Origin of the sequence: Trichloromonas sp. (assembly GCF_034006665.1) — a bacterium.
Classification (GTDB): Bacteria; Desulfobacterota; Desulfuromonadia; order Desulfuromonadales; family Trichloromonadaceae; genus Trichloromonas.
This window is the reverse complement of the sequence record NZ_JAVESI010000027.1, coordinates 30,805-47,583: the sequence shown is the minus strand read 5'-3', so window position 1 is coordinate 47,583 and position 16,779 is coordinate 30,805. Positions and strand designations below refer to the sequence as shown.

General features: G+C 55.7%; 13 protein-coding genes and 1 pseudogene. 11 read left to right on the top strand and 3 right to left on the bottom strand.

Going from position 1 to position 16,779, the window contains the following annotated elements; translation table 11 throughout:
* Positions 1 to 211: 211 nt before the first annotated feature.
* From RBR25_RS11240 to RBR25_RS11220, 5 genes and pseudogenes are all read left to right on the top strand, one after another.
* Complete coding sequence (locus tag RBR25_RS11240; RefSeq protein WP_432819643.1) at positions 212 to 1,642, top strand: hypothetical protein; 1,431 nt, start codon at positions 212 to 214, stop codon at positions 1,640 to 1,642.
* Complete coding sequence (locus RBR25_RS11235; RefSeq protein WP_432819646.1) at positions 1,635 to 4,931, top strand: type I restriction endonuclease subunit R; 3,297 nt, start codon at positions 1,635 to 1,637, stop codon at positions 4,929 to 4,931. Before RBR25_RS11240 ends, RBR25_RS11235 begins: the two co-directional genes overlap by 8 nt.
* Positions 4,931 to 5,656, top strand: coding sequence for a M48 family metallopeptidase (locus RBR25_RS11230; protein ID WP_432819642.1), 726 nt, complete (start codon positions 4,931 to 4,933; stop codon positions 5,654 to 5,656). The genes RBR25_RS11235 and RBR25_RS11230 overlap by 1 nt, the downstream gene beginning before the upstream one ends.
* Positions 5,657 to 5,668: 12 nt before the next feature.
* Entirely contained in the window at positions 5,669 to 6,259 is a 591-nt protein-coding gene (locus RBR25_RS11225) for a plasmid pRiA4b ORF-3 family protein (protein ID WP_432819641.1), read from the top strand.
* A gap of 19 nt (positions 6,260 to 6,278) precedes the next feature.
* Positions 6,279 to 7,360, top strand: a pseudogene (locus RBR25_RS11220) (virulence RhuM family protein).
* A 278-nt stretch (positions 7,361 to 7,638) separates the two neighbouring features.
* Here the strand turns inward: RBR25_RS11220 and RBR25_RS11215 are convergent.
* Positions 7,639 to 8,604 (bottom strand): calcium/sodium antiporter, encoded by a 966-nt coding sequence (locus RBR25_RS11215; RefSeq protein WP_432819645.1) that lies wholly within the window; start codon positions 8,602 to 8,604, stop codon positions 7,639 to 7,641.
* 266 nt (positions 8,605 to 8,870) lie between these two features.
* Here RBR25_RS11215 and RBR25_RS11210 point away from each other — a divergent pair, with 266 nt between their 5' ends.
* Complete coding sequence (locus RBR25_RS11210) at positions 8,871 to 9,473, top strand: outer membrane protein (RefSeq protein ID WP_432819640.1); 603 nt, start codon at positions 8,871 to 8,873, stop codon at positions 9,471 to 9,473.
* A 95-nt stretch (positions 9,474 to 9,568) separates the two neighbouring features.
* On the opposite strand, the gene RBR25_RS11205 is transcribed toward RBR25_RS11210, so the two are convergent.
* Both RBR25_RS11205 and pfkA read right to left on the bottom strand, forming a co-directional pair.
* Positions 9,569 to 9,973, bottom strand: coding sequence for a DUF4332 domain-containing protein (locus tag RBR25_RS11205; protein ID WP_432819639.1), 405 nt, complete (start codon positions 9,971 to 9,973; stop codon positions 9,569 to 9,571).
* Between the two features lie 163 nt (positions 9,974 to 10,136).
* Complete coding sequence (gene pfkA, locus RBR25_RS11200) at positions 10,137 to 11,105, bottom strand: 6-phosphofructokinase (protein ID WP_432819638.1); 969 nt, start codon at positions 11,103 to 11,105, stop codon at positions 10,137 to 10,139.
* A 228-nt stretch (positions 11,106 to 11,333) separates the two neighbouring features.
* Between pfkA and RBR25_RS11195 the strand changes: the two genes are divergently transcribed.
* The 5 genes from RBR25_RS11195 (at position 11,334) to RBR25_RS11175 (ending at position 16,765) form a co-directional block, all read left to right on the top strand.
* Positions 11,334 to 11,561 (top strand): hypothetical protein, encoded by a 228-nt coding sequence (locus RBR25_RS11195; protein ID WP_432819637.1) that lies wholly within the window; start codon positions 11,334 to 11,336, stop codon positions 11,559 to 11,561.
* 178 nt (positions 11,562 to 11,739) lie between these two features.
* Positions 11,740 to 13,239 (top strand): M16 family metallopeptidase, encoded by a 1,500-nt coding sequence (locus tag RBR25_RS11190; protein WP_432819636.1) that lies wholly within the window; start codon positions 11,740 to 11,742, stop codon positions 13,237 to 13,239.
* Entirely contained in the window at positions 13,236 to 14,651 is a 1,416-nt protein-coding gene (locus RBR25_RS11185; protein ID WP_432819635.1) for a M16 family metallopeptidase, read from the top strand. The genes RBR25_RS11190 and RBR25_RS11185 overlap by 4 nt, the downstream gene beginning before the upstream one ends.
* 16 nt (positions 14,652 to 14,667) lie before the next feature.
* Entirely contained in the window at positions 14,668 to 15,291 is a 624-nt protein-coding gene (locus RBR25_RS11180; protein ID WP_432819634.1) for a MarC family protein, read from the top strand.
* Positions 15,292 to 15,349: 58 nt separating this feature from the next.
* On the top strand, positions 15,350 to 16,765 hold the full coding sequence (locus RBR25_RS11175; RefSeq protein WP_432819633.1) for a dihydrolipoyl dehydrogenase: 1,416 nt from the start codon (positions 15,350 to 15,352) through the stop codon (positions 16,763 to 16,765).
* Positions 16,766 to 16,779 lie beyond the last annotated feature (14 nt).

Genomic DNA, 16,779 nt, shown 5'->3' with positions numbered 1-16,779 from the left:
CCTCTCGCAGATTACAGTGATGTCATTCGGCAGTTTTTCCTTGAAGATGCGCTTGCCATTTTCGTCGATGATTGCCAGATAGCTGTTGGTTGAATGCAGATCAATTCCCGAGTACAGTTTCATTGGGCACCTCCCGATGTTAGAGATTGGTCTCTTTAGCAGCATATCAGGAAGTCTTTGCCTTCTCGTTATGCCGGGAGGGGCCTTTTATATGATTATCAAGTTTGACGAAGATATTATTAAGCACATAAAAGAATCCACTTTGGTAGCGATAGGAAGTGACGCATATTCCTCAAGATATTGGTGCCAGAGAGAAATCCTTTGCGCTAAACAACATCAGCGACCAATCATAGCGGTTGACTGCCTTCAAGAATTTGAAGACAGGGTTTTTCCTGCAGGCTCTAATGTCCCCTGTGTGCATGTTTCGCCGGATACTCCGATTAGCGAGCCTGATATATTACGTATATTAATTGCTACCATTCTTGAAACGATACGCCACCTGCATGCGCAAAAATCACTCGAATACTATCAAAGCCATAATTGGATTGATAATGACTGTGCCCTCATTTCAAGGCCACCCGAAATCCGTCAGGTAATCGACTTAAAAAAAAGTGGGAAACAAAAAATTTGTTACCCTGAACCTTCGCTCTACTCCGAGGAAGCAGACTGGCTTTCTCATTTTGAAGTGGATGCTTTTACGCCCTTGTGGAGCAAGGCTGAAAATGAGACTTTGGGTTGTTGCAGAATAGGTATATCCATCTCTGATAACCCTGCCGGTAATTATTCAGCTCACCACCTACATGCCGATCATCTGAAGAGACTATCCCAAGATCTGGCACGCCACCTTCTTGCGAGAGCAGGAACAATTATTTATGGAGGAGACCTTCGCAAAGATGGATTCACACAATTTATACTTGATGAGGCGATAGCACTAAAGACTCGTCTCAATACCGATAGCATTCATGTTGAGAATCATCTAGCTTGGCCTCTGTATGTATCAGATCCAGAAATTGTTGCTTGGAGAGCTAAGTATAGCGGGATCATAAAAACTATTGAGCATGATATTCCAGATGATATTGCAGAAAACATCGATAAGAGTGTCTTCATAGCTCCCAGTGGAACAGATAACAAATATATCTGGTCCCGTTGCCTTACACGGATGCGAGAGAAATCTATTGAGTCATCTCATGCACGCATATGTGCCGGAGGAAAGCTTGCGGGCTATCACGGAAAGATGCCGGGAGTTCTCGAAGAGATAATTATTTCAATAGAAAAAAATAAACCGATCTTTTTGCTTGGTGCTTTCGGTGGTGTGGTTGGCGAGGTTTGTAAAACAATAACACATAAGGCTATTGCTGAACCGATAACCGAACACTGGCAGATTACAAATAACGCCGGGTATTTTGAGCTTCAGGAAAAAGCCAAAAAAGGAAATCAGGATGCCGGCTACACGAGAATTAAGACTGTTTTAGAAGGCATGTCAGTAGATGATTTGGCACGTTCTTCCGGCCTTAGTTCAGACGATTATCAGCGATTAATGGAGTCCCATTTTGTAGATGAGTGCGTGCATCTTGTTTTGAAAGGGCTAAAAACATTAGCTTCTGCCAGCATGAGCACACAATCGGAGGGGCATGATGAGTAGCTTTCATATAAATGAAAAGCAACTGTCTCAAATCCCGGCATTGCAGCTTTTGATTGGCTTGGGATTTGAATTTTTGACACCGGCTGAAGCCCTGCGCGAAAGGCAGGATCGCACATCAAATGTTTTGCTGGAAAGTATTCTTCGCAACCAGCTCAAAGAGATAAACCGCATTCGTTACAAGGGCAGCGAGTACCTCTTCAGCGAGGAAAATGTTCAATCCGCCATTCAGAAGCTGAAAAACATCAAATACGACGGACTGCTGAAGACCAACGAGGCGATTTACGACCTGATTACGCTTGGAACGGCCATGGAGCAGACCATTGAGGGCGATTCGAAAAGCTTTAACATGAACTATATCGACTGGCCCAAATCTGATAAAAGCCCCGGTCGTAACAAGTTTCATGTAACGGTCGAATACAGTGTTGAACGTTCACGATCAACCGAAACCGCTCGGCCTGATATTGTTCTTTTCGTCAATGGCATTCCGTTTTGTGTGATTGAGTGTAAAGCGCCGCAGGTTGAGGTGGAACAGGCGGTTTCGCAGTCGATCAGAAATCAGAATGACGACTATATCCCGAAGCTCTTTATCTACAGCCAGATGGTGCTGGCTCTGAATAAAAACAGCGCCATGTACGCCACAACGGGGACCGCTGCAAAATTCTGGGGGGTATGGAAAGAGCCTCAGATGGATAACGGTGAGCGCGAGTTTGAAAAATTGGCAGCAGTAGTCAACCAGCCACTTGCCGAGGATGTTGTCGCCAGAATTTCATCTGCCTTTGATGTTAAGCCGGAAGCATTGACCGGCACCAGACTGGTGACCGAACAGGACAAGTCTCTGTTCTCCCTCTGCCGACCGGAAAGGCTTCTGGAACTGGCGTGGAAGTTTACGGTCTTTGATGGGGGGATCAAGAAGATTGCCCGCTATCAGCAGTATTTCGTCATCAAGTCTACCCTGAATCGGGTGAAGCACTTTGACAGCCTCGACTCACGTAAAGGCGGTGTGATCTGGCACACGCAAGGGTCAGGAAAATCCCTGACCATGGTGATGCTCGCAAGAAACCTGGCCTTAGATCCGGAAATATTGAACCCGCGAATTGTTCTTGTGACAGACCGTGACGACTTGGATAAACAGCTGGGGAACACCTTTGCCGCCTGTGGCCTTGAGGCGAATCGGGCTACATCGGGCAGAAACCTGTTGGAGCTTGTCGCTGAAAAGAAATCGGGGATTATCACAACCCTCATTCATAAGTTCGACAAGGCGTATGCGGCAAAGAAATACCAGGATGAATCGCCCGACATTTTCATTCTGGTGGATGAGAGTCACCGTACCCAGTTCGGCTCCTTTTCAGCCAGAATGAGACAGATGTTCCCCCATGCCTGTTATTTGGGGTTTACCGGTACGCCGCTTTTAAAGAAGGAGAAGAACAACTTCACCAAATTCGGTGAACTGGTGGAGCCCCATTATTCCATCACGCAGGCCGTTGAAGACGGCGCGGTGGTTCCGCTTCTGTATGAGGGGCGGCATGTGGAGATGACGCAAAACAGAGAAGCTGTTGATCTGTGGTTTGAGCGGCACACGCAGGGTCTGACCAAGGAGCAGCAGGCGGACCTGAAACGAAAGTATGCGCGAGCGGAAATGCTGAACAAGGCCGATCAGGTCATCTACATGAGAGCCTTTGACATCAGCGAACACTTTCGCGCGGGCTGGCAGGGCACCGGATTCAAGGCCCAGCTGGTGGCCCCGAATAAGGCATCGGCGCTCAAGTACAACGCCCACCTGAACGAGATAGGCATTGTCAGCTCCGAGGTCGTTATCTCACCGCCGGATATGCGTGAAGGCTATGAAGAGACCGATGACGAGACAACGGATGAGGTCGTAAAATTCTGGCAAAAAATGATGAAGCGCTATGGCAGTGAAGAAGAATACACCAAGCAGCTCATCAACCAGTTTAAACACGGTAGTGAACCCGAAATCCTTATTGTCGTTGACAAGCTGCTCACGGGTTTTGACGCCCCGCGCAATGCGGTTCTTTATCTGTGCCGGGTGTTAAGAGAGCACACACTGCTTCAGGCCATTGCCCGGGTCAACCGTCTTCATGAGGGTAAGGAGTTCGGTTTTATCGTCGACTATGCAAGCGTCCTCGGTGAGCTGGACAAAGCGCTTACCATGTACAGCGCATTTGAAGGGTTCGATGAATCCGATCTGGTCGGCACTTTGACTTCCATTAATAGTGAAATCGAAAAACTGCCCACCCGGTATTCCGATCTTTGGGATCTATTCAAAACAGTTAAGCATTCCTACGATGAAGAGGCATATGAAGTGCTGCTTGCCGATGAGAGCTTAAGAGAAGAGTTTTACGGCCGCCTTTCGGAATTCGGGAAAACCCTCGGCATCGCACTCTCTTCCGAGAAATTCCTGACCGAAACCGATGAAAAAACGTTGATCAGATACAAGGCGGACCTCCGGAAGTTCCAGTCACTCAAGGCGTCTGTCAAGCTCCGGTATGCAGAAGCCATTGATTACCGGGATTATGAGCCCAAAATCAAAAAACTGCTGGATACACACATTCAGGCCAGTGAAGTTGTTCAGCTGAATGAGCCGGTCAATATCTTTGACGACAAAATGTTCAATCAGGTCAAAGAGGAACAAGGTGTCTATCAGACCAAGAAAACAACGGCTTCAAAGGCTGATACGATTGCACACGCCACAAAGAAAGTCATCACTGAAAAGATGGATGAAGACCCTGCGTTTTACGAGAAGTTCTCAAAGCTGATCCAGCAGGCGATTGAAGATTTCAGGGCTAAGAGGATATCCGATCTGGATTATTTGAACAAAGTCGTCGATATCCGCAACAAGGTTGTCGGCAAGGTACATGATGACATACCGGATAAGCTTTCCGGGAATGAAGATGCCATGGCCTATTTCGGTGTTTTAAAACCATTTTTGGAAACCGCGAAAGACGCGAAAATCACGAAAGAATTGGAACCACAGAATACACGGAACAACACGGAAGGAGCTCAAAACAATTCAGCACTCAGCACTCATAATTCAGCATTTGCCGAAGAGGCGGCAACCGATGCGGCAATTGCTATTCATGGCATATTGGAAAAACACAAGAAAGTTCACTTCTGGGATGATGAAGACGCTCAGAAACAGGCAGTCAACGAAATTGATGATTACCTCTATGATGAACTCAAGACGGCAAGAGGGATCGAACTGTCGCTTGATCAGATGGATGACATCATCGAGAAGGTGTTGCAGGTGGCAAAACACAGGAGTTACAAATAATGGAGGCGTCAATCCATAACAACCAACTCTCGGTTGTTTACGGCCGGAAGACCATCGATTTCAGTCTGTTGTACTGTGACAGAAAAACGATGGAAATTGCTGTGCATCCTGACAGCACGGTTATTGTCAAGGCACCCGCGCAGTCCGACATCACATTGATCGAAAAGAAAATAATAAAACGGGCTCGTTGGATTCTCAGGCAACTGAATTATTTCAAGCAGTTTAATCCAAAGACGCCTGATCGCTGTTACGTGAACGGCGAGACCCACTTGTACCTCGGCAAGCAATATCGCTTGAAGTTAGCCGAAGGATCGGAAAATTCAGTGAAATTGTCTCGCGGCTTTTTTCATATCACTTGCCGGAGCGAACCGACTCCAACTGCTGCCAGGAAACTTTTAAATCAATGGTATTCGGAAAAGGCACAGGTTCAATTTGTCGAAAGCATGGATCGCTGCTGGCAGAAATTCAAATGTCTGGGTATTGATCAGCCGAGACTATCCATTATGCGAATGCAAAAAAGATGGGGCAGCCTTTCAGATAAAGGCACAGTAACCCTCAATACAGACCTGATAAGAGCGCCTAAAGAGTGTATTGACTATGTTGTTACGCATGAGCTGTGTCACCTGAAATATCATGATCATAGCCCAGAATTTTATAAGCTTCTCGACTCTGTCATCCCGGGCTGGGAAAAGATAAAACACAAATTAGAACTCAGCATGGTTTAGGAGAATTTGGGAATGAGCGAACGATTTTATCTGCTGAAAATACAGCTGCTTGACATCGAGCCATCAATTTGGCGGCGTTTTGTCGTGCCCGCCAGCATCACGCTGGACCGGTTGCACGACGTCATCCAGATTGTCATGGGTTGGACCGACAGCCACCTGCACGAGTTCACCATCAGGAATAAACGCTACACGGAATATCCGGAATCAAAGGAAGACGGGCTGGCATGCGGCAGGTACCGTCTCGGAGATCTGATCAAACAGAAAGGGCGCACTTTCCGCTATCTGTATGATTTCGGAGACAGCTGGGAGCATGAGCTTGTTCTTGAGGAAAGCCGCTATTTCAATCCTGAACTAAGAACTGAATTGGCCTGCCTTGATGGTCAACGAGCCTGTCCACCAGAAGATGTGGGCGGCGTGCCCGGTTACTTTGAATTCTTAAATGCGCTGAAAGACCCGAACCACGAGGAACACGAAAGCTATACGGAATGGTCTGGCGGTAACTTTGACAGCGAGCGATTTGATCCCGAATCGATCAACTGGGAGCTGATGAAATACCTCCGCTGGTCCCGGGACAGGTATCAAAGCTGGGGAGGGATCGAATGAAAAGAATAAGGATAAAGAAATACGAAAGACTCATAAAAAAGAGACGGCCATTGTTCGCTCCTCTGCAGCTGAATATCTGACCTTTGTCGCGGCCAGCGGCTCGGGCGGCGTTGAGGCCGTTTATGCCGATGAGAGCATCTGGTTGACCCAGAAAATGATGGCCACGCTCTACGACGTGAACGTGCGCACGGTGAATGAACACCTGAAAAAATCTTTGCCGATAGCGAGTTGCAGGAAGATTCAGTTATCCGGAATTTCCGGATAACTGTCTCCGACGGCAAGAGCTACAACACCCTGCACTACAAGTTGCCCGCCATCATCGCCGTGGGCTACAAGGTTAACTCCGAACGGGCCGTGCAGTTCCGCAAATGGGCCACCAGTATCATTGAGGAGCACACCATCAAGGCCTACGTGATGGATGATGAGCGCATCAAAAGCGGCGGTTCCATCCTCACTGAACAGTATTTTTAAGAGCAGCTCCATCGCATCCGCGAGATCCGCCTCTCCGAGCGCAAGGTCCACCAGAAGATCACCGACATCAACGCCACGGCCATCGACTACGACGTTACCGCCCAGGCCACCAAGCGCTTTTTCGCCACAGTGCAAAACAAGCTGCACTGGGCCATCCACGGCCAGACGACGGCGGAGGTCGTTGTCAACCGTGCCGACGCCGACAAGCAGCACATGGGGTTGACCACCTGGAAGGACGTGCCACGCGGAAAAATCCAGAAGTTCGACGTCAGCGTGGCCAACAATTACCTGACCGAAGACGAAATGGCGCAGTTAAGCCGACTTGTTGCCGCCTATCTGGATGTCGCCGAGGATATGGCGCTGCGCAAGATTCCTCTGATCATGCAGGATTGGGAATCCCGCCTGAACCGCTTTATCGCGGCCACCGACCGTGAAATCCTGCAAGACGCGGGCAAGGTGACCGCCGAAATTGCCAAGGCCCATGCCGAAAGCGAATACGAAAAATACTGCATCGTGCAAGACCGGTTGTTTGAAAGCGATTTCGACCGGATGGTGAAGCAGATCGAATCAGCCGGAGAGGAAAAACCGAAGGAAGAATTAGCGCCAGGTCGGCGCACCCTCCACCATTAAAAAAAGAAAACCCGTCCACTAACCGCGTCCGGTTATTAGACGGTTTTTATTTTTCTACGTATTGTCAGAGTCTTACGTCGCCTTTAGGGTGTCGGAGTTACCGCCACGATCACTTCCTTTTCGGGAAACTTTTCATCCCCCGCTTCTTCGGCCGCTCAGGGGGCTGGTGGTTTCTTCCTCCTCCAGCTTCGTGAGCGCTTTGGGATAGGGGGCAGGCGAGGGTGAAGACCGTTTTGGGTCAGGTTGATGCACCCTTCCGTCTCCGGTTTCGGCCATTTTCAGAACGCACCGACAATCAGATAGGCGGTATAGCCGACATAGCAGGTCAAGAGGGCGGCGCCTTCGATTCGGTTGATACGTCCATGACCGCGCACTCCCCAGCCGATGACGAAGAGCGCCAGGGTCAGGCTGGCCATGACCAGCATGTCCCGGGAAAAGACCTCGGGGGGGACGCTCATCGGCCGGATTCCTCCGGCGATGCCCACCACCGCCAGGGTGTTGAAGAGGTTGGAACCGAGGATGTTGCCCAGGGCGATATCGTGCTCTCCCTTGCGTGCCGCGATGACCGAAGAGGCCAGCTCCGGCAGCGAGGTGCCGATGGCGACGATGGTCAGGCCGATGATCAGGTCGCTGACCCCGAAGCCATGGGCGATTTCCACCGCCCCCCAGACGAGGAGGCGGGAGCTGGCAATGAGCAGCAGTAGGCCGGCGACGATCCAGAAGAGCGCCCGGTTCATCGGCATCGTCTGTTCGGAGAGTTCCGCTTCCATCTCTTGCCCCAGGGGATCGGTCCTTTTTCGCAAGCCTTGGACAATCGTCCAGGCCATCAACCCGGCGAAGACCCCCAGCAGCACCAAGGCATCGATGCGGGTGAGGCCGCCGTCCCAGATCTGATAACCCGCCAGCAGGGTGACGGCGGTCAAAATCGGCAATTCCTTGCGCAGTACCTGCGAATGTACGGCGATGGGGCTGATCAAGGCGGTGACCCCGAGAATTAGGGCGATATTGGTAATATTTGAGCCATAGGCGTTGCCCAGGGCGATCCCCGGTGTGTTCTGCATCGCCGCAAGGGCGGATACCAGCATCTCCGGCGCCGAGGTGCCGAAACCGACGATCACCATGCCGATCAATAGCGGCGGCATGCCGAAATTCCGGGCGGCTGCGGCGGAACCTTCGACAAAGCGGTCGGCGCTCCAGACGAGCAAAGCCAATCCGAAAAGTACGGCCAGAAAAGCGACGAGCATCATGTTCCCTCCGTGAAGAATGTTTCGATGATTCTACAACGCCCTGTAATTTTCGTTCAGTAAAATTGCGTGAAGGAGGACCGGATCGGTTCGGTTGGACGGGTTTGGTCCTCTTCTATTCAGCCTAAGGCGCGGCTTTTCCCGGCAACAGGGCAGCGCACGGAGGTTGAATGGGACTTTAAAAAATCGATCATCGGGATAGACTGAGACTGTGGTGCCGGTATGGGAATCCGTCTTTTTACAACGGTTAAAGAAGAGGAGGCTTTATGCGCGGTCTGGGGATGGTTCTGGTTGGCGCGATGGTGGTGCTGGGCACGGTGACGTCGGTTTCGGCGCGGCCCTATGTTTCCGGAAGCGCCGGGGTGGTTCTGGCCGATGATGCCGAGTTGCGGGATAATTACGGTGACCGCGCCGATCTTTCCTTTGATGTCGGCGCGGGATTCGCCGGAGCGATCGGCGCCTCGAATGAAAAGGGGCTGCGCGGGGAGGTGGAGTTCGCCTATCGCTACAACGAAATGGACGAATTTAACGCTTCTTGGAGTGGCAGCTACCAGGTTGACGGGGAGGTTTCGACCTTTTCGGTCATGGGGAATCTTTATGTCGATTTCTTCCCCGGGGAAATGATCTGTCCTTTTATGGTCGGCGGCATCGGTTTCGCCAATATCGACGCCGACATCGACTATTACGGCAGCGACAATGACAGCGTTTTCGCCTACCAACTCGGCGGTGGAGTGGCATTTTCAGTGGGGCCGTACACCAAACTCGATCTGCAATACCGCTATTTCGCCACCGAAGATCCTGATTTTGCCGGGATCGAGGCCGACTACGACACCCACAATATCTTTTTCGGTATTCGTCAGAGTTTCTAACCGGCGCGGCACGACCACGAAAAAAGGGCCTGGCAACGAGTGTTGTCGGCCCTTTTTTCGTGCGCCCGGTTCCTGTGGTCTTTGTCGCCGAGCTTTCAGTATTGGACGATCCGCGGGAGCTGTTTGGCTTGGTCGATCCAGTTCTTGACCTGGTTGACCGAGGGAAGCTGGCGCACCCGCGGGCGTTTGTCGTTGGTATCGATGAGCATGCGATGAAGGTTTTTCGGGCTGCGCTGGGCCAGTTCAGGAACCGTATCGACTCCGGCCCCTTCGAGCAGATCGGCGTAATCCTCGCCGATACCGCGAATGCGGAAGAGATCGGCGTTGTTGAGCCAGCGCAGCAGCAACCCTTCGGCAATACCGCTGGCCTTAGCCAGTTCCCGGCGCCCTTCGGGGGTCGCGCCCCGGTCGAGGAGTGTCTGCACCGAATGGATGCCGATGGTCTTGAGCCGCGCGGCGAACTCCTCCCCGATCCCCTCGATTCCCTTGAGACGGGTCATACTTCACCTCCTTGCCGACATCTGGTGGATTATGACTAACATGGTCAGTGATTTTTCTAAACAATAGTTAATTTTTTTGAGAGTGCAAGGGGGGCGCAGATTTTTCCTGCGGACAGACGGGGGAGGGAGGGGCGCGCCGGGAATTTCCGGCGCGCTTTTGTGATCAGACGCCGAGCGTGATGGCGAGTTTGAGAATGACCGGATCGATGGGTCGGCGGCCGCCGGAAAGGACCTGCTCGATATCGGTGAGTTTGATGGCGGCATAGGAGAGGCCGACCATCTTGCCGCCGTCGCCGGCGAGCAGGGCTTCCACCGCCGCCACCCCGAAGCGAGCGGCGAGAGTGCGGTCGAAGGAGGTGGGAGAGCCGCCCCGCTGGTAATGACCGAGGATCATGACCCGGGTCTCGAAGCCGATTTTGTCCTTGATCTGGTCGGCGATCTCCTGGGCTTTTCCGGCGCCCTCGGCGACCATGATGATGGAATTGCTGCGTCCCTCTTCATAGCGCCGGTGCAGGTTTTTGCAGATGTCGTCGATATCATAGGGCGCTTCGGGAATTAGGGCGTATTCGGCGCCGCTGGCGATGGCCGACATGACCGCCAGATAGCCGCAGTTGCGTCCCATGGTTTCGACGACGAAGGTGCGGTCGTGGGAAGAGGCGGTGTCCTTGAGGCAGTCGACGGCGTGGATGATGTTGTTGAGGGCGGTGTCGGCCCCCAAGGACATGTCGGTGAAGGGGATGTCGTTATCGATGGAAGCGGGGATGCCGATGACCCGGATGCCCTGGCGTTGCAGGGCGTGGGCGCCGCGCAGACTGCCGTCGCCGCCGATCACCACCAGCCCGTCGACGCCCAGCCCCTTGAGGTTGTCGGCGGCCAAGTGTTGTCCGGCTTCTTCCATCATCTGTTTACAGCGGGCACTCTGCAGAAAGGTGCCGCCGCGCTGGAGGATGTTGCTTACCGAACGGGTCGTGAGAATTTCGTAGAGGCGATCGATCAGGCCGGTGTAGCCTTTCTGGAAGCCGACGATCTCCACGCCGGCGGCGAGACAGGCGCGGACCACGGCGCGCACGGTGGCGTTCATGCCGGGGCTGTCGCCGCCGCTGGTCAATACTCCGAGACGTTTTTTATTCATGGGTAACTCCGTTGCATCAGGGGGCGGGATGACCGCAACGCGGTAGGTGGAGAGTTTTTACGACGTCCACAAAATAATCTTCGCCGGGACGTTTGTCGACAGCTTTGTTGTCCTTCGGCGTTCTTGACAGGTCGGGTGGGACGAGTAGACTTGACAAGTAAAGCCGCCGATATCCGGTTAGGTGTGGCCGTCGGGTGAAATTTTCGGGACGGCCGGGAAGGTATGAAGATGAACGAAAACTTGCGGCAAAATCCCTTGCAAATCCCTGTTGCCGGAGCCCTCGCCGGTTCCGCTCCTTTGCTGCGGGAACTGGATGAGTTGCGTCGGGAAGTGGGACGGATGCGTCTGGAACTGACCGCCCTCAAGAACTTCATGAAAGTTGCCAATTCCTCTTTCAGCGAGCAATTCCCCCTGCTGATGGAAAAGGCCCAGCGTGACGACGGCGATTCCAACTGAAGGATCCCGTTTTTTTTCCCCATCCCCGGTTGTTCCCCCTCCCGTGCTATTCCTGTTTCTTCCACATTGATTTGGGGCTTTCGCAAATCGTGCCGCTCGGCTATCCTGTCGGCTGGCCGCTGGGAGATTCCCGGTGAATTTTCCCGATCACGAGAAACCGCGAAAGAGAAGGAGTCCCATGCGCTTGAAAGATTGTCTGATACGGGTTTCGGCGACTTTGTTGCTGCTGCTCTCCCTGACGACCCTGGCCGGGGCCGATACCCTGGCCGAAAAGGTTCGCGAGCACACCTTCGCCAACGGTCTCAAACTGCTTCTGGTCGAGCGTCCCGAAGCGCCGACCTTTACCGCCTACATCACGATCGGCGTCGGTTCGGTGTACGAAACGAGCGAAACTCGGGGCGTCGCCCATCTGCTCGAACATATGCTCTTCAAGGGAACGACCACCCTGGGGACGAGCGATTACGCCCAGGAAAAACCCCTACTGGAAGAGATCGAGGAGGTGGGGGCGCGGTTCGACGTCCTGAAGGGGCGTAAGGATGGCGATCCTCAAGAACTGGATACCCTGCGCCGCCGCCTGAACGAGTTGCAGGAGCGGCACAAGGCCTTCGTCGTCAAGGATGAATTTTCCCGCATCTACGCCGAGAACGGCGGCGTCGGCTACAACGCTTTCACCGGCAAGGATCTCACCACCTACCTGGTTTCACTACCTGCCAACAAACTGGAGCTCTGGGCTGCCATCGAGGCGGACCGCATGAAGAATTCGGTACTGCGTGAGTTCTTCACCGAACGCGAGGTCGTTCAGGAAGAGCGGCGGCGGTCCTACGACAGCGATCCCCAGGGCATGCTCTACGAGCATCTGCTCGCGACCGCCTTCACCGTCCATCCCTACCGCAACCCGATCATCGGTTGGCATTCGGACATCGAAAACCTCTCTCTGGCGGAGACCCGCGATTTTCTCCAGCGTTACTATGCGCCGGTGAACACCGTCATGGCCCTGGTCGGCGATCTCGATTTCGACGCGACGGTGGCCATGATCGAGCGCTATTTCGGCGACATTCCCCCGGGAACGCCGGTGCCGTCGGTGACGGCGGTGGAGCCACCGCAGCGGGGGGAAAAACGCGTCGAGGTGGTTTTTGACGCGGAGCCGTCGTTGCTGCTCGGCTACCACAAGCCGACCTTGCCGGAGCGGGAAGACTACGTCTTTGACCTCATCGACCTGATTCTCGGCCAGGGACGCACTTCGCGTCTTTATCAGAGCCTGGTGGTGGAAAAACAACTGGCCGCCGATATTTCCACCTCGGCCGCCCCCGGTTCCCGTTATCCCAATCTTTTCGTGATCTCCGCCACCCCCCGCCATCCCCACACGACGGCGGAAGTGGAAGCGGCAATCTACGCCGAACTCGACCGCCTGGCGAACGAGCCGGTGAGCACGGAGGAACTGATCCGCTCCCGCAATCGGCTGGCCACCGACCGCCTGCGCTATCTCAAGACCAACTCCGGGCTGGCCAGGATGCTGACCTACTACCAGACCGTTGCCGGAAACTGGCGTTATCTGGTCGATTACGACGAGCAGGTGGCGACCATCGGCGCCGACGAGATCATGGCGACGGCCAAGCGCTACCTCAGCCCGGCCAACCGCACCGTTGCCGTGCTGAACAAGGAAGGAGGCCGGCCATGATGTCATTCTTGCGGTGGTTGCTGCCGATCTTGTTGTTTCTCGCAGGCTGCACGCCTCAATCTCCGGTGCGGCCGGACCAGCTCAGCTTCGCCCCTTTAAAATTCGAGGTACCGCGCATCGAACCGGTGACCCTCGCCAACGGCATCCGCCTCTATCTCCACGAGGATCACGAGTTGCCCCTGGTGGAGATCAGCGTCACGACCGGGTCCGGGGGGATCGTCGATCCGCCGGAGAAGACCGGTCTCGCCGATCTGCTGGCGGTACTGCTGCGCACCGGCGGTGCGGGCGACTTCTCGCCGGAGGCGTTCGACCGGGAGTTGGAGCGCATGGCCGCCGACTTTACTGCGGCCGCCGATACCTATACCACGCAACTGGCCCTCTCCCTGCGCCGGGATGATCTGCGCGCCGGGCTGGAGATGCTGCACGATGTTCTCTCCCGGCCCAAATTCGACGCTGGTCGGCTGGAACTGGCGCGCCGCCAGGCCATCGAACTGGTCCGTCGCCAGGACGACGATCCCGGCGCGCTCGCCTCGCGGGAACTGATGCGCGCCCTCTACGGCGAGCATCCTCTGGGTCGTTCGCCGAGTGTCGCCGGTCTGGAATCGATCCGCCGCGAGGATCTGGTCGCGCGCCATCGCCGCGACCTGGCCGAAACCCCGCTCTGGATCGGCATCAGCGGCGACTTTGCGAGTGCCGAGGTCACGCGTTTGATGACGGAAATCTTCGCCGACCGGACCGGCGGGGCGGGGAGCCGGGCGCCGGTGCCGCCGCTGGTGGCGGCCGAGGCTCCGGCGCTGTGGCTGGCGGAGAAGGAGATTCCGCAAAGCACCATCCTCTTGGGCGAGGTCGCCATCGACAAGGACAACCCCGACGTGCCGGCGGTGCGGGTGATGAACTTCATCCTCGGCGGCGGCGGCTTCAATTCCCGGCTGATGCGCGAGGTCCGCTCCAACCGAGGGCTGGCCTATTCGGTCTATTCCTATTACGACATTGGTCGGCGCCTCCCCGGCCCCTTTGTCGCCGGCTGCGAAACCAGAAACGGCGCCACCGCCGAGGTGATCACCCTGATCCGGGGGATCATGACCGACCTGCGCGAAACCCCGGTTACCGACGAGGAGTTGCGGATCGCCAGAGAGAGCCTGATCAACTCTTTCGTCTTCGCCTTCAGCGACAGTCACCAAGTGGTGAACCAGCAGATGCGCCTCGATTATTACGACTACGCGCCGGATTATCTCCAGACCTATCGCGACCGGATTGCCGCCGTCACCGTCGCGGATGTGCAGCGCGTTGCCCGGCTCTATCTGCACCCCGACCGGCAGCAGCTGGTGCTGGTCGGTAATCCCGCCGAGTTCGACGCCGCGCCGGAAAGCCTGGGTCTGCCGGTGAAGAAGCTGGAACGCAAGACCCCTTAGGGAGGGGAGGCGGGGTATGGATTCATCCTTTGCGCTCTTCACGGCCTTTGCCCTGCAACTCTTCATCATCGTCGATCCCATCGCCGGGGTGCCGGTATTTCTCGCCATCACCCCGGACAATACCCGTGCCCAGCGGCGGGTCATGGCTGTTCGCGGCTGTCTTGCGGCCTATGCTATTCTCGTTTTTTTTCTGATCTGCGGACGACTGATGATGGGTTATTTCGCCATTGAAACGGCGGCGGTGCGGATCTGCGGCGGGCTTTTGCTCTTCGTAATCTCTTTGGAGATGCTTTACGGTCGCCCCACCGGGACCGGCACCAGCCGCCGGGAGGAGCGGCTGGCCGAGGCCAAGGCGGATATTTCCATCACGCCGCTGGCCTTCCCCCTGTTGGCGGGGCCGGGGGCCATCGCCACCGGGCTGATCTTCGTTGAGCATGTCCGCACGGCGGCCGATTATCTGGCCCTATTGGCGGCAAGCGCCTTGGTCTTCGTCGCGACCTGTCTGCTGCTGTTGCGCGCCGATGCCTTGCTAAAGCTGATCGGCGCCCTCGGGGCGGCCATCATCACCCGGCTGATGGGTCTGGTGCTGGCCTTTCTCGCCGTGCAGTACGTGCTCGACGGCGTTCGCGGGGCCTTTTAGTTGTTGAGGGTGAAAGACCGTTGTTCTTTTCATCCCCGGCTTTTATGTGGAGGAGGCTATGGAGCAAAACGTTGACGTGATTATCGTTGGTGCCGGTTCCGCCGGGCTGGCGGCGTTGCGTGAGGTGCGCAAACGCACCGATAATTTTCTGTTGATCAATGACGGCCCTTACGGCACCACTTGCGCCCGGGTCGGCTGCATGCCTTCGAAGGCCCTGATCGAAGCGGCCAACGCTTTTGCGCGGCGCAATGATTTCCCTGCTTTCGGCATCTCCGGCGGCGAGTCCCTAGCTGTCGACATCCCGGCGGTGCTGCGCCGGGTACGAAACCTGCGGGATAAATTCGTCGGTGGCGTGCTCAAGGCCACCGAGGATCTCGGCGAGCGCAATCTGCCCGGTCGCGCCCGGTTGCTCGATGGGCAGACCGTTGAGGTCGACGGTCGCCGCTTTCGCGCCAAGCGCATCGTTCTCGCCCCCGGCAGTCGCCCGGTCGTCCCTGAAGCTTGGTGCGCCTTGGGAGACGGGATTCTCACCACCGATAATCTCTTCGATCAGACTGATCTGCCGGGGCGCATGGCGGTCATCGGCCTCGGTGCCATCGGCGTGGAGATGGCCCAGGCCCTCGCCCGCCTCGGCATCACCATCAACGCCTTCGATCTGAGCCCGCGCCTGGCGGGCTTGAGCGACGAGGAAGTGAACGAGAACCTGGTCAAACTGCTGGGCCGGGAATTCGCCATCCATACCGGCGTAGGGGCTGAATTGCGCCGGGTCGAAGGCGGCATCGAAGTCGCCGCCGGCACCGCGCAGGTGGTGGTCGACCGGGTGCTGGTCGCAATGGGGCGGCGCCCCAATATCGACGGCCTCGGCCTGGAGAGCCTCGGTATTCCCTTGGACAAGCGTGGCCAGCCGCAAGTCAATCCTTCGACCCTGCAAGTCGCCGATCTCCCCATCTTCCTCGCCGGGGACGCCAACGGCCAGGCGGCTCTTCTGCACGAGGCGGCGGACGAGGGACATATCGCCGGGATCAACGCCGTGGCCGAATCCATCCACTGTTTCAAGCGCCGTACGCCGCTGGCCGTGGTCTTTTCCGATCCCGAGGTGGCGGCGGTGGGGAAGCGTCTGGCGGAACTCGATCCGGAGACGGTCATCTTCGGCAAGGTTTCCTTTGCCCGCCACGGGCGGGCGCGTACCGCCGAGAAGAACAAAGGCGTACTCCACATCTATGCCGATAAAAAGAGTGGCCGGCTGCTCGGGGCCGAGATGTGCGTTCCCGCCGCCGAGCACATGGCCCATCTGCTGGCCCTGGCCATCGAGCGGGGGCTCAAGGTCATGGATCTGCTGCGCATGCCCTTTTATCATCCGGTCTATGAAGAAGGGCTGCGCAGCGCCCTGCGCGAGCTGGCCGGACAACTGCCCGGTGCCGGCGAGTCCGATCTGGCGAGCTGCGGCGCTTATGCTGTTGAGGCGTTGGATTAAGGGTCAGGCTGAAG